Source organism: Fibrella rubiginis (assembly GCF_017353185.1).
In the GTDB taxonomy this organism is placed as follows: domain Bacteria; phylum Bacteroidota; class Bacteroidia; order Cytophagales; family Spirosomataceae; genus Fibrella; species Fibrella rubiginis.
Genome location: NZ_JAFMYV010000001.1, coordinates 183,737 through 197,319 on the forward strand (window position 1 = coordinate 183,737; position 13,583 = coordinate 197,319).

A 13,583-nucleotide genomic window follows, 5' to 3' on the forward strand; every position below is an offset into this window, starting at 1 on the left:
ATTTTGTGATGACTGCCCCGCCGAACAAGCCTGTAAAATCCGCCAAAGAAACGCCGCTCAACAAGCAATACAACCAGGTAAAAGCAAAGTATCCGGGTGCGCTGCTTTTGTTTCGGGTAGGTGATTTCTACGAAACCTTCGGCGAAGATGCCATTAAGGCCAGTAAGATTCTGGGCATTACGCTCACCAAGCGCAACAACGGCGGGGCCAATGAAGAACTGGCCGGTTTCCCTCATCATTCGCTCGATACCCACCTGCCCAAGCTGGTGCGGGCGGGGCAGCGCGTAGCCATCTGCGATCAGCTCGAAGACCCGGCTATGGCCAAGGGCATTGTGAAACGGGGCGTTACCGAGCTCGTTACACCGGGGGTTTCATTCAACGACAACGTGCTCGACGGGCGGCGCAACAACTACCTCGCGGCGGTGCATTTTGGCAAGGGCGCAGACGAATTCGGCGTGTCGTTTCTTGATATTTCGACGGGTGAATTTCTGGCCTCGCAGGGCAACGCGGCCTATATCGACAAGCTGTTGCAGAGCTTTAACCCCTCGGAGGTGCTGTATTGCAAACGCAACCGTACCGAGTTTGGTAATCTCTTCGGCGACAAATTCCACACCTATACGCTGGAAGACTGGGCTTTCACCTACGATTTTAGCTATAACTACCTCCGGCAGCATTTCCAGACCACCTCACTCAAGGGGTTTGGTATCGACGGTCTTCCCGACGGCATCATTGCGGCGGGTGTTATCCTGCATTATCTCAACGAAACTGAGCACAAAGACCTGCAGCACATTCAGCGCGTAACCCGCCTGGAAGAAGACCGCTACGTCTGGCTCGACCGGTTTACGATCCGCAACCTTGAACTGGTGGCGGCGCAGCAGGAGGGAGGCATTCCGCTGATTCAGATTCTCGACCATACCGTGACGCCTATGGGCGCACGGTTGTTGCGGAAGTGGCTTATGTTGCCCCTGAAGGAGAAAGCCCTCATAGACGAGCGACTGAATCTCGTATCACTCCTAACAAGCGACACCGACTTGCTCGATGCTATGCTGGCGCACCTGAAACAAATCGGTGATCTGGAACGGCTGGTGTCGAAGGTGGCGGTGCGGCGGATCAACCCACGCGAGATGGTGCAATTGAAGCGGTCGCTGCAACACGTGCTGCCGATTAAAGAAATGCTGATTACGGCCTTGAATCAGCACGCTGATGCCCCATCACTGAAAAAATACGCTGACCAACTCAACCCGCTCTCGTTTCTGGTAGACCGAATTGAAGCTGAACTACGCGACGAGCCACCAGTGCTCAGTAACCAGGGCAATATGATCCGTACGGGTATCGACGCGGAGCTTGACGAACTACACAAACTGGCGTATTCGGGCAAAGAATACCTGTTGCAACTGCAGGACCGCGAGGTGCAGCGTACGGGCATCAGCTCGCTCAAAATTGCATATAACAAGGTGTTTGGCTATTACCTGGAAGTGACCAACGCCCACAAAAACCGCGTACCCGACGACTGGATCAGGAAACAGACGCTGGTGAACGCCGAGCGCTACATCACGCCTGAGTTGAAAGAATACGAGGAAAAAATTCTGAACGCCGAAGACCAGATTTTCGCCATCGAGTCGCGGATGTTTGGTGAACTCGTAGCGGCAACCGGCGAATACGTAGCCGCCATTCAGCAAAACGCCCGCGTCATTTCGGTACTCGACGTGCTTTCGTCGTTTGCCAAAGTGGCGGTACGGCACAAATACGTCCGTCCAACCATCAATAACGGCAAGGCTCTGACGATCAAAGACGGGCGGCACCCGGTGATTGAGCAGCAGCTTCCCCCCGGCGAACCTTACGTACCCAACGATGTACACCTCGACGACGAGACGCAGCAGATTATCGTGATCACCGGGCCTAACATGGCGGGTAAATCAGCCTTGCTACGGCAGGTGGCCCTGATTGTGCTCATGGCACAGGCGGGCAGCTTTGTCCCGGCATCGAGTGCTGATATTGGGCTGGTCGATAAGATTTTTACGCGGGTGGGGGCGTCTGATAACCTGTCGCGGGGCGAGAGTACGTTCATGGTCGAAATGACCGAGACGGCATCCATCCTGAACAACCTCAGCGAACGTAGCCTGGTGTTGATGGACGAAATTGGCCGGGGTACCAGTACGTACGACGGGGTATCCATTGCCTGGGCCATTACCGAGTACATGCACAACACCGACTGCCGACCCAAAACACTGTTTGCCACTCACTACCACGAGCTTAATGACCTCGCCGCCGACCTACCCCGCATTCGGAACTACAATGTGGCGGTGAAGGAAGTGGGCAACAAAGTGATCTTTCTGCGGAAGTTGAAGGAAGGGGGCTCGGAACATTCGTTCGGCATTCACGTGGCCCAAATGGCGGGTATGCCGGGCAGCGTGGTGAAACGTGCCGCCCACATCCTGACCCAACTGGAGGCATCACATCAGCGTGAAGGCAACAAAGAAGCCATTCGCGAAGCGGGCCCCGGCACCGAACGGGAGCTAGCCCTACGCATTATCGAAGCGGGCGATCCCAAATCGGAAGCTATCAAAGACAAACTGCGCACCATCGACGTGAACCGCCTCACACCCATTGAAGCCCTGCTGAAGCTTAATGAGTTATTGAAGATGCTGGAGTAGCGTAAACGTGCCCTGGTAAACAATCGGTGATTAGGCTATGTTGATTATGGGCATAACTGAGTATTGATTAAACCCTTTGCTCAGCTATCTGTCAAACCTGTAGTACACAGTGTTGGACATGCTTATTAACCAACTTTCACCATGAAAACCAATCAACGTTTGATCGCCCTGGCCCTGTTGCTGGCCTTCATCAGTAATTCACTCGTCAACGCACAAAGCGTGTTGAAGCGTAAATGGAACCCCGAAGCTAAGGGTGTTGCCATTGGCGCCGGTGCCGGTGGTCTTGCCGGTGCGCTCATCCACAAACGTGACCGCAAAGTAGGTGCGGGTGTAGGGTTGGCCGTTGGTGCCGCTGTTGGCTATGGCGTCGGTAAAGTGATCGACAACCGCCACAAACGGGCTGCCGCTGCCGCCCAGGCTGCCGAGCAACGTGAATACGCCGCCCGCACAGCTCCTGCCTATCACACGGAAGGCCGTTCGCGTTCGCACTCAGTAGCTCACCGTGCCGCTGCACCGGTTGCGGCTGCTGCTACACGTAATGCGCTTGCTGCCCCAACGGTAGCTGAGGCTGAAGTAGCTGAAACGCCGGTACTGACCAAAAACGGTTACCTGCTAAACACCGCCTATGGCGACCCCAACTCGGCTTATCCTAATTCGGAATATCGCCGCAAAAGCTGGTAATCGGCTCATTGGTAGGTAGTTAAAAACATAAGGGGGCAAGAATTCGTTACGTAATTCTTGCCCCTTACAGTTACTTTCTTTTCACATACAAACTCACACACTATGAAAACGATCATGCCCCTTTTGGCCTTTGTGGCCCTGTTCTCGTCCTGCAAGTCGAGTGAAACTGCTAACGTGGCCACAATGGATCAACAGTTCATCCAGGCCTGGAACAATAAGGAAGTTGACAAAGTCGTGGCCATGCTCGACGACAACGTGCAGTTTCTACAAGGCGAAAGCCGTTTTACCGGTAAATCGGAGGTTGCCGAAAAATGGGTTCGCGCCACAGTACCGACCATTACCAACCTGAAAACGAGCGCCATCAGTACGGGCAGCGATGCCACGATGGCCTACGAAGCCGGTACGTATTCTGTCGATGTGCTTCCCGAAGCCCCCGGCGAACCGCGCGGTATTGGTGAGGGCAACTTTACCCTCCTTTGGAAAAAAGCCGCCGACGACACCTGGAAGCTAAGCTTCGCCCAACTGGAAGGGCTACCCGTGCGAGTACGGCAGTAATGTAGACGGGTACTGAGACCCAAAAACGAAAGGCGCCAGACTGGGAAAACCAGTCTGGCGCCTTTCGTTTTTGGGTCTCAGTACCCGTTAGCTAGTTTAGCCATTTATTTTTCAATAGTTCGGCGCGTTGTCGGCCCGACTGGTAGTTGGGATCAATAGAAATGGCCTGATTGAGGTAGCCGAGGGCCTGCTGTCGGTGCTTTTTTGACCGATGTTGATTGGCCCACGCCCAGTACGTAAAGCTCATGATTTTGGCGTCGGCATAATCTGTATTCTGGCGTTGCTTCTCAATAATTGACTCGAAATCGTGGCGGGCGGCTTTGCGTTTTCCGAAGAAGAACCACGGCAGATTTTCGGCTACGCTGCCCCGCAAAAATTCTGGTGACGCCGATACCGCTGCGTAGTTCGAGATAGCTTCCCTAAATAGCGCAAAAGATTGCCCCAGCAGGCTCGTTTTCCTGGTTTCGGCTCCCACCAATGCCAATGCCGAGGCTCGGTAAGCCTGAATAACTGGCATCGCCTCGGGCGTTGTGTGGGCGTCGTTGGCCAGTTCGCTGAGCAGGTCGAAGCTCTTTTTGGCGTAGCCACGGTAGCCCGTTTTCGTCAAAAAAGTCAGGTTCAATGCTACTTCGTGGCAAACAAGGCCAAGCCGGACGTTGGTTAACTCATTTGGGTTATGCCGGGCCTCATATTCCACGGCAGCCAGCTTATTTTTCAGATACGTTGTGTCAGTGATTTCGGTCACGTCGAGTAGCTGACGTTCATATGTTTTGACGGCGGCAAGTTGTAATGACTGGGCCGTTGCGGTGGCGGATGGAGCCATGAGCATGATGATTGAGATGGTGATTGCGTGTCTCATTTTGTATCGATATTGATGAGACAAAATTCACTTTTACCATCCCTGCCACTCGTTGACTATTGTTAAGATCGCTCCTGTAGGGCTACCCTTTTTCTAATCCGGCTTAAGCTTTCAGGACTGATTCCCAGAAAGTTGGCAATGTACTTTTGCTGCACCTGCTGAAACAGATCTGGGTGCTTCAGCATCAGCTTCTTGTATCGCTCTTCGGGTTTCTCTGACGACAGCGACATCGCAATTTCGGTAGCCCGTTGCGCCACGGATTCGGCCACCAGCCGCCCAATAGTTTCATATTTTGGGCATTGATTATATAAACTCAGGAGGTCTGCTTTTTTGACAAAGAGCACCTCGCAATCCTGCAATGCCTGAAACGCATACAGACTCGAAACGTTTTTTGTGAAGCTGGTAAACTCAGTGATAAACGTATCTGGAAACGACAGGTCGCAGGTTTTTTCCACGCCATCTTTGGTGTGAAAATGGCGGATAATACCCTGATCAATAAAGGTGATGAAGTCGCATATATGCCCCTCTTCGAGCAAAAAGCTGCCTTTTTTTACGTGTCTGGCCACGAAACAAGCATCAACCAATGCCAGTTCATCGGGCGAGAAAGCTACCAATTGCTGGCAGTATCGTTTGAGGCGTTCGGTGGTCATGAGCGCCTCAAAGATACCGTATCCGGTTCAGGCTGCCACCGCCAGCCTACCCGGCCTGAGCCGGAACGTGGTCAGCGGCGCAGGGGTGAAAAAGCTGGAATAATCTTCGGGGCGGGAGAGGAGTTCCTTGTAGAGCAACACGCGGAAGAGGTAGTAGCGGGTTTCGCGGGGGAGCTTCATCTGGTAATAATCGCACTTAGCCTGGCGGGCCAACTGCTTTTTCACGTACCCCGGTCCCACATTATACGCCGCCGCCACCAGCGACCATGACCCGAAGATGTCATACAACCGCCGCAGATATTGGCAGGCGGCCACGGTGGCTTTTTTTGTGTTGAAACGCTCGTCGTGTTTGCCGCCTACTTTCAAGCCCAGATCACGGGCCGTGCCAGGCATCAGTTGCCAGTAGCCACCGGCTCCCTTGGGCGATACAGCCCGCGCTTTCAGGCCACTTTCGGCTAGTGGGATGTATTTGAAATCGGCGGGGATATCGTAGGCAGCTAGTGTAGAATCGATAAGCGGGAAAAAGGCATCGGCTCGCTGGCGCAGATCGCCAATACTAGCCGAATGTGGCCGGAACAGGGTGAACACATGCCGCCAGCGGCTCAGTACGTCGGCCTGGTCAAGTGGCATAGATTCGCCACAAAAATCAACGTTCAACAGGGGGAGTTCAACCTCGGTCAACGTACGTTCCAGCGGTACTAAATCGGTGCTGATAAGGCGTACAGGCTGTTTTCGAGAGTCGCTCTTGGGCACCAGCGGTGCGTGGGTGAGCTTGGTTATAGCGGCTGCCGCAGGGCGGGCAACGGCCATCAAAAGAGATAATCCAACACGTTTAAGCAAAACAAAATCAACTTGGTGATAAGTCTATAACGGTGATAGACAAGGCTTTCGTGTAAAATGAGTTTACCGTTTTCTGTGGCTTCGCTTTGGCTCATGTTGACAAAGCCACAGAAAACGGTAAACTACAAACGGTAAACTCATTTTGGTTTGTTGAAAATTGCCGGGTCAATAGTGGGGTTGAGTGTAACCTTATCCACAATGGTTGTCAGGTTCGACGGCATACCGGGAGCTTTCAGATCAACCGAAAACGGCATCGTTATCCCCTCAACTGCTTTATAGTTGGCGAATGTGCTTTCTACGTCTACTTTCTGCCCGCCAGCCATCACTGTGGCTTTGGTGTTGGTGATGTAGTAGGTCTGGGGGTCGAGGTAATAACTCACCGTGGCTTCGGGGCGGGTTACGTCGACGCGCAGACGGTCGGCTGTCCCCATTTTTTCGGTGCCTTTCATCACCATTGGGTACCCTTTCAGACTCGCATAGGCCAGCTGAAGACCCGTTAGTTCAGTGTTGCCTTTTGAGAGCGCCACCTGATCGGCGGGGGTATCCTGCGGGGTGCTGCCGCCTTGCATGGGGTTCACACTCCATCCTTTGTCGCCGTTGATAACCTGCGTGACCTGGCTACCCATCACCGTCACGTCGGCCCGCATAGCCTGCCCTACAACCACGACTGTTTTCCCGGTCATTTCCATGCCCGCGATGCTCATGTGCTGGTCATATTGAGCACTTTTGATCGCCTTGATCTTGTCGATGCCGCCAATAGCGGCGATGTGTTTATTGACAACATCAGTGGCGGTTTGGGCAAATGTGCCAACCGATACCAGCAGCGCGGCCGTTAGCAAAACGAGTTGTTTTTTCATGAAGTTAGTTTTGTTCCGGCCCAAATTAGTCGATAAAGCCTGTATACGAAGATACGTATTTTCAAAAGGACAGAAAGACCGCTGATGTTGCGGATTCCCCCAATCCCCTGACTATCTGAAGACAGCCGTTAGCTTGCGTTCAAGAGCGAGTTCAAATTTTTGCAGGCCCTCGCGGGTGGGCAGGTAGGTAAGCGCCCGGTGGTGCCTAAGATCAAACGGAATATCATCTACCGACTGCGTAATGGGCACCACCAGCTTACCCAGCGTATGCGCAACACCTGTTTCGTAAAACACATTAGGGTTGCGCCCCGTGAAATCGGTAATTACGGCCCGACTGGTGAAGATCAGGTCAAATACGTCCTGCATCAGAATACTGTTATCCCAGATGTCGTCGGCGCGTTTGCAGAGGATGCCCAACCGGGCGCATACACTACGGATAGCCATATACGTACCCGAAAAACGGGTGTCAAACGGCATCATCACGCTCAACACATTGGTGTCGACGGGCTTATCGGGTATCTGAAACACGTCGGGAGCAAACCGGATTACACGCTCCGGCTCGGTATGCCGATTGGTCGATACAAAACTGCCTGTGGCTTCAGTGATGGCCTGTTTGGCCTTTTTTTCGGCTACAAACGCTTCGATAGCCGTCAGCCGATGGTCATTTCCCTCGGTCAATTTTGAGAGTACGTGCAGGCAGTTTCCCTCATAATCATCGTCGTCGAAATCGAGGCTGCGCAATAACCGGGGGTGATCTTCAATAATATCAAGGCTGTTGGTCAGGTAGGCTATTTTAAGCCAGTCGGCCTTGGTAAAATGGTCGTAGATATATTCGTGCAGGGCAAAAAGGCGCTGCGTTTGAACATGGTTAAGGCGGATCATGGGGCGTTGGATTATAATACAAATATGATATATAGTGCAAGTATATATTTTACTTGTATTATAATCACCAACCGCCCTAAAATTTAATCAGCAGCGCACTACATGAGTTGTCGCGAAATAACCAGTCGTTGAATTTCGCTTGTGCCTTCGCCAATGGTGCAAAGCTTTGCATCGCGATAAAATTTCTCGACCGGAAAATCTTTCAAATAGCCGTAGCCGCCCAGCACCTGAATGGCATCGTTGGCTACCCGAACCGATACTTCTGAGGCAAACAACTTCGCCATAGCCGAGGCTTTCGTGACGGGCTGATGGTTGTTTTTTAGCTCGGACGCATGCTCAATCAGCAGTCGCGCTGCTTCAATCTCGGTAGCCATGTCAGCAATCTTAAACGAAATACCCTGGAAATTCATGATCGACTGCCCAAATTGCTGCCGCTCCTTCGCGTAGGCTAGTGCGGCCTCATAGGCCCCCATCGCAATGCCCAAACTGAGCGCGGCAATAGAAATGCGCCCTCCGTCGAGCACCTTCAGCGACTGCACGAAGCCTTCACCCACGTTACCCAGCCGCTGACTGTCGGGGATAATACAGTCTTCAAAAATCATCTCGGCGGTTTCGGAGGCCCGCATGCCCAGCTTGTCTTCTTTTTTGCCACCCCGGAAACCGTCAGTCCCGCGCTCAACTACGAAAGCCGTGGCGTTGCGGGGCGTATTTGGCTCACCCGTGCGGGCAATCACCACAGCTACATTGCCTGAAATGCCATGCGTTATAAAGTTCTTGGCACCATTGAGCAGCCAGTTGCCGTCTGCCTGCTGCACGGCACGGGTACGCATGTTACCTGCATCTGAACCGGTATTGGGTTCGGTGAGGCCCCAGGCACCGAGGTGTTCGCCAGAAGCTAGTCGGGGCAGATACTGCTGCTTCTGAGCCTCGTTGCCAAACATTAGTATATGATTGGTACAGAGTGAGTTGTGGGCTGCCATAGACAGGCCAATGGCCCCATCAACTTTAGAAAGCTCAACAATAGCGGCAACGTATTCATGGTAGCCGAGGCCTGCCCCACCGTAGTTTTCGGGTACCAGCATACCCATCAGGCCCAACTCGCCCATCTGCCGAAAGATCTCGGCGGGGAAACGCTGCGCTTCGTCCCATTCGCGTACGTGGGGAGCTATGGCACGGGCAGCAAAATCGCGGACCGAATCGGCAATGAGCTGCGTCATAGCGGGAGCATCGGTGGGTGAATGGGTGTGGACTTGGTTTTGGACAATTTCAGTAGTCATTAACAGCGCGCCGGTCAGGGCTTTTTTTGATGAAGTTTCTGTAATGTATACAATTATAACGACGATAGAAAGGGGTTGTTATTGAGGAAGATAGGCAATAAACAGGCAGATAAGTCAACTGGTTATTGGTCAGAATTTTATAGTTCTATCTGGTAAAAATGCCATAGAAAACTAATCTGCTGACGGCTGATACGGTTACGCTGCACAAAACTTTTTGTTGCCAAAGGCCCACTTAATCAGTGTCTTTGCCGTTATCGTGGGCCTATTCCGAAAAACGTCTATTTTTGTGCCCGTCAGTAGCTATATCCGAAAAGTACAAATCGGGTTGTGACTGGCCTATCAGTTGCACGTCCATTTGGTATAAACCAGTTATATGAAAATTGCAGTAGTAGGCACGGGGTATGTAGGGCTGGTCACCGGCACCTGCTTCGCCGAAACCGGTAACCAGGTTACCTGCGTCGACATCGACGAGCGGAAGGTTGAAAAGCTCAACAACCGCATCATTCCTATTTATGAACCGGGCCTCGATGTGCTGTTTCACCGCAACGTGGAAGAAGGCCGCCTGAAGTTCACCACAAACCTGACCGATGGAATCAAGGGTGCGGAAGTCATCTTCTTAGCTTTACCAACCCCTCCCGGCGAAGATGGTTCGGCTGATTTAAAGTACATTTTGGGTGTAGCCAATGATCTTGGCCCCATCCTGGAGCAGTACGCCGTTATCGTAGACAAGAGTACTGTACCCGTGGGCACTGCCGAGAAGGTGCATGATTGCATCGTGAAAAACGCCAAGGTTGATTTCGACGTGGTCTCGAACCCCGAATTCCTGCGTGAAGGTGTGGCCGTGGAAGACTTCATGAAGCCTGACCGCGTAGTGATCGGTACCAAATCAGACAAGGCCAAGGCGGTAATGAACCGGCTATATGCGCCGCTGGTACGGCAGGGTAACCCCGTTATTTTCATGGATGAGCGGTCGGCCGAAATGACCAAATACGCTGCCAACGCGTTTTTGGCTACCAAAATCACGTTCATGAACGAGATCGCTAACCTGTGCGAGAAAGTGGGTGCCAACGTTGACGACATCCGGAAGGGTATTGGTACAGACAGCCGCATTGGTAAGCGGTTCCTGTTTGCAGGCATCGGCTACGGCGGTAGCTGTTTCCCCAAAGACGTGCAGGCCCTGGCCCGTACGGCGCAGGATTACGACTACGATTTTAAGGTCTTGCAGTCGGTGATGGACGTAAACTACGCCCAGAAAAAGCGGCTGTTGCCCATGATCAAAAATCATTTCGGCGGTGATTTGGCCGGCAAAACCATTGCTGTTTGGGGTCTGGCCTTCAAACCCTACACCGACGATATCCGCGAGGCACCAGCCCTCGACAACATCCGCGATCTGCTGGCAGCAGGTGCCAAAGTAACGGCCTACGACCCCGAAGCGATGGATAACGTACGGCAGATTCTGGGTAACCAGGTCACGTTTGCCCACACGTCATACGCCGCGCTCGATGATGCCGACGCCCTCGTGATCATGACCGAATGGCCGATGTTCCGCACCCCCGAATTCGAGAAGATGAACCTGTTGTTGAAGAACAAAGTCATTTTCGACGGTCGGAACGTGTACGAACTGGATCAAATGCGCGAGCTGGGTTATACATACTACTCTATTGGTCGTGAAGTAGTTATGTCTTCCGTTGAACAACAAGCTTAATATGAAACGTGTACTAATCACCGGCGGGGCCGGTTTCTTGGGATCGCATCTGTGCGACCGGTTTATCAAAGAAGGGTATCACGTCATTGCGATGGATAACCTCATCACGGGCGACCTGCGCAACATTGAGCACCTGTTCAAACTGCCTAACTTCGAGTTTTATCACCACGACGTTTCCAAGTTCATCCATGTGCCGGGTGAACTGGACTATATTCTGCACTTTGCCTCACCGGCCAGCCCGATTGACTACCTGAAGATTCCGATTCAGACGCTTAAGGTAGGTTCGTTAGGTATTCACAATTGCCTGGGTCTGGCGCGGGTAAAGAACGCGCGTGTGCTGATTGCGTCTACGTCAGAAGTATACGGCGACCCAAACGTGCACCCGCAGCCTGAAGAATACTGGGGCAACGTGAACCCGGTGGGTCCGCGCGGGGTGTATGACGAAGCCAAACGCTTTCAGGAAGCCATCACTATGGCCTATCACACCTACCACGGCCTGGAGACGCGTATTGTCCGTATTTTCAATACGTATGGCCCCCGCATGCGCCTCAACGACGGTCGGGTGTTGCCCGCGTTCATCGGGCAGGCGCTGCGCGGCGAAGACCTCACCGTTTTTGGCGACGGTTCGCAGACGCGTTCATTCTGCTACGTGGATGACCTGGTAGAAGGTATCTACCGCCTGCTGCTGAGTGATTACGCCCAACCGGTTAATATTGGCAATCCGGTAGAAATTACGATCAAGCAATTTGGCGAAGAGATTATCAAGCTGACGGGTACATCGCAGAAACTGATTTTGAAGCCCCTGCCCGTCGATGATCCAAAACAGCGTCAGCCAGATATTACGAAGGCAAAGGAGATTTTGGGTTGGGAGCCGAAAGTGAGTCGCGAGGAAGGGTTGAAGATCACCTATGATTACTTCAAAAGTCTGCCGGAAGAAGAACTTTACGCCGCGGCCTATAACCGTGAGTTCGCCAAAAAGTAGGTATTGCTTTAACAGCTCCTATCTTTGACACTGGATTTGGCACATCGTGCCAGCTCCCTTAGCTGTCTTTAGAAAACCTGCAAGCCTCTCGTTTGCAGGTTTTTTGTTGGATAACGGGGCCACAGAGTCACACAAAGAAAAAGGGGAGGGGCACAGCGATTTTCTTCAGTAATAGAAAATACCTCTGTGCTCCTCCCCCTTAACTCTGTGTGACTCTGTGGCCCTCTACTATACCGTCAGAATATCGCGTTCTTTGGCGGCGTAGGTGTCATCTACTTTGCTGATGAAAGCGTCGGTCAGTTTCTGTACACGCTCTTCGCCCATTTTCACGGCATCTTCAGACACGCCCTCTTTGGTGAGCTTCCGGATGGAGTCGTTAGTGTCTTTGCGGATGTTGCGGACGTTGATTTTCGCTACCTCCACCTCCTGCTTCACCCGCTTCACCAGATCACGGCGGCGTTCTTCGGTGAGAGGCGGCACGCTGAGGCGGATTAATTCGCCATCATTGTTGGGGGCTAATCCGACGTTGCTGTTCCGGATGGCTTTCTCAATCTCACCAATCAGCTTCCGCTCGAAAGGTTTGATAACCAGCGTACGGGCGTCGGGCGTAGTGATAGAGGCTACGTTGGTCAGCGGCGACAGGGAGCCGTAGTATTCTACCTGAATACCACCAAGCATTTCGGCAGAGGCTTTACCCGCCCTGATTTTGGTTAATTCGATGGCGAGGTGCTTCAGGGCCTTCTCCATCGTATCTCTGGCATCATCGAGATATAATTCAATCTCTTCCATTTTGTAATGTGGTCTGGGAAGTCGCCAGGAAGTAGTGTAGAGTCTGGAAAGTCTGGCTTCTGTAAGAGTGACTTACCAGACTCTGCACTACTTCCTGGCGACTTCCCAGACTTGCTTTTATGCTGGTAAATCTACGGTTATCAACGTGCCCACATCTTCACCCTGGGCGAGGCGTAACAGGCTGCCCTGCTCATTCATGTTGAAAACGATGATGGGCAGGTTATTCTCTTGGCAAAGCGTAAAGGCTGTGAGGTCCATTACGCTCAATTTCTTCTCGTAAACGTCCTGAAACGTGATATGTGTGTAGCGCGTGGCCGTTTTGTCTTTCATAGGGTCGGCGGTATAAACGCCGTCTACCTTGGTGCCTTTCAGTACCACGTCGGCTTCGATCTCGTTGGCACGCAGGGCAGCCGTACTATCAGTGGTGAAATAGGGATTGCCCGTACCGGCTGCGAAGATGACCACCCGGTTTTTTTCGAGGTGCCGGATAGCCCGCCGCCGCACATAGGGTTCACAGATCTGCTCCATTTTAATGGCCGACATCACACGGGTATACATACCCTGACGCTCAAAGGCGCTCTGTAGTGCCATGGCGTTGATGACCGTAGCCAGCATACCCATATAATCGCCCTGCACCCGATCAATACCCGACCGTTCGCCCGACACCCCCCGGAATATATTTCCCCCTCCAATCACCACGGCTACTTCGACGCCCATATCGAGCACCTGCTTGATCTCTTTTGCATACTGCTCCAGAATGGCGGGGTCGATGTTGTAGCCGCTGGGGCCGGCCAATGCTTCGCCGCTAAGCTTCAGCAAAATGCGTTTGTACTTGGGTGGTTGACTCATGAA

The 13,583-nt window shown here is 52.6% G+C and carries 13 protein-coding genes; 5 read left to right on the forward strand and 8 right to left on the reverse strand.

Annotation, left to right across the window (positions count from 1 at the left end):
* Window positions 1-8: 8 nt before the first annotated feature.
* The 3 genes from mutS to J2I47_RS00660 all read left to right on the forward strand — a co-directional run bounded on the left by mutS (window position 9) and on the right by J2I47_RS00660 (window position 3,890).
* Window positions 9-2,654 (forward strand): DNA mismatch repair protein MutS, encoded by a 2,646-nt coding sequence (mutS, locus tag J2I47_RS00650; RefSeq protein WP_207362615.1) that lies wholly within the window; start codon window positions 9-11, stop codon window positions 2,652-2,654.
* A gap of 141 nt (window positions 2,655-2,795) precedes the next feature.
* The gene (locus tag J2I47_RS00655; RefSeq protein WP_207362616.1) at window positions 2,796-3,335 is read left to right on the forward strand and encodes a YMGG-like glycine zipper-containing protein; all 540 of its coding nucleotides are present in this window, start codon (window positions 2,796-2,798) and stop codon (window positions 3,333-3,335) included.
* Between the two features lie 102 nt (window positions 3,336-3,437).
* A complete protein-coding gene (locus J2I47_RS00660; RefSeq protein WP_207362617.1) occupies window positions 3,438-3,890 on the forward strand; it encodes a nuclear transport factor 2 family protein in 453 nt (150 codons plus the stop codon).
* A gap of 91 nt (window positions 3,891-3,981) precedes the next feature.
* Here the strand turns inward: J2I47_RS00660 and J2I47_RS00665 are convergent, their stop codons facing one another.
* The 6 genes from J2I47_RS00665 to J2I47_RS00690 all read right to left on the reverse strand — a co-directional run bounded on the left by J2I47_RS00665 (window position 3,982) and on the right by J2I47_RS00690 (window position 9,255).
* Entirely contained in the window at window positions 3,982-4,749 is a 768-nt protein-coding gene (locus J2I47_RS00665) for a hypothetical protein (RefSeq protein WP_207362618.1), read from the reverse strand.
* Window positions 4,750-4,811: 62 nt separating this feature from the next.
* Window positions 4,812-5,399, reverse strand: a complete 588-nt coding sequence (locus J2I47_RS00670; RefSeq protein WP_207362619.1) for a Crp/Fnr family transcriptional regulator — start codon at window positions 5,397-5,399, stop codon at window positions 4,812-4,814.
* A gap of 27 nt (window positions 5,400-5,426) precedes the next feature.
* Window positions 5,427-6,209, reverse strand: a complete 783-nt coding sequence (locus J2I47_RS00675) for a lytic transglycosylase domain-containing protein (protein ID WP_207362620.1) — start codon at window positions 6,207-6,209, stop codon at window positions 5,427-5,429.
* Window positions 6,210-6,376: 167 nt separating this feature from the next.
* The gene (locus tag J2I47_RS00680) at window positions 6,377-7,096 is read right to left on the reverse strand and encodes a DUF4292 domain-containing protein (RefSeq protein WP_207362621.1); all 720 of its coding nucleotides are present in this window, start codon (window positions 7,094-7,096) and stop codon (window positions 6,377-6,379) included.
* Window positions 7,097-7,207: 111 nt separating this feature from the next.
* Entirely contained in the window at window positions 7,208-7,978 is a 771-nt protein-coding gene (locus tag J2I47_RS00685) for a hypothetical protein (RefSeq protein WP_207362622.1), read from the reverse strand.
* 98 nt (window positions 7,979-8,076) lie between these two features.
* Window positions 8,077-9,255 (reverse strand): acyl-CoA dehydrogenase family protein, encoded by a 1,179-nt coding sequence (locus J2I47_RS00690; RefSeq protein ID WP_207362623.1) that lies wholly within the window; start codon window positions 9,253-9,255, stop codon window positions 8,077-8,079.
* 373 nt (window positions 9,256-9,628) lie between these two features.
* Between J2I47_RS00690 and J2I47_RS00695 the strand changes: the two genes are divergently transcribed.
* Both J2I47_RS00695 and J2I47_RS00700 read left to right on the forward strand, forming a co-directional pair.
* Complete coding sequence (locus J2I47_RS00695; RefSeq protein WP_207362624.1) at window positions 9,629-10,960, forward strand: UDP-glucose dehydrogenase family protein; 1,332 nt, start codon at window positions 9,629-9,631, stop codon at window positions 10,958-10,960.
* 1 nt (window position 10,961) lies between these two features.
* Window positions 10,962-11,942, forward strand: a complete 981-nt coding sequence (locus tag J2I47_RS00700) for a UDP-glucuronic acid decarboxylase family protein (RefSeq protein ID WP_207362625.1) — start codon at window positions 10,962-10,964, stop codon at window positions 11,940-11,942.
* Window positions 11,943-12,170: 228 nt separating this feature from the next.
* On the opposite strand, the gene frr is transcribed toward J2I47_RS00700, so the two are convergent.
* Window positions 12,171-12,731, reverse strand: a complete 561-nt coding sequence (gene frr, locus J2I47_RS00705; protein WP_207362626.1) for a ribosome recycling factor — start codon at window positions 12,729-12,731, stop codon at window positions 12,171-12,173.
* Between the two features lie 117 nt (window positions 12,732-12,848).
* On the reverse strand, window positions 12,849-13,580 hold the full coding sequence (gene pyrH / locus J2I47_RS00710; protein ID WP_207362627.1) for a UMP kinase: 732 nt from the start codon (window positions 13,578-13,580) through the stop codon (window positions 12,849-12,851).
* Window positions 13,581-13,583 lie beyond the last annotated feature (3 nt).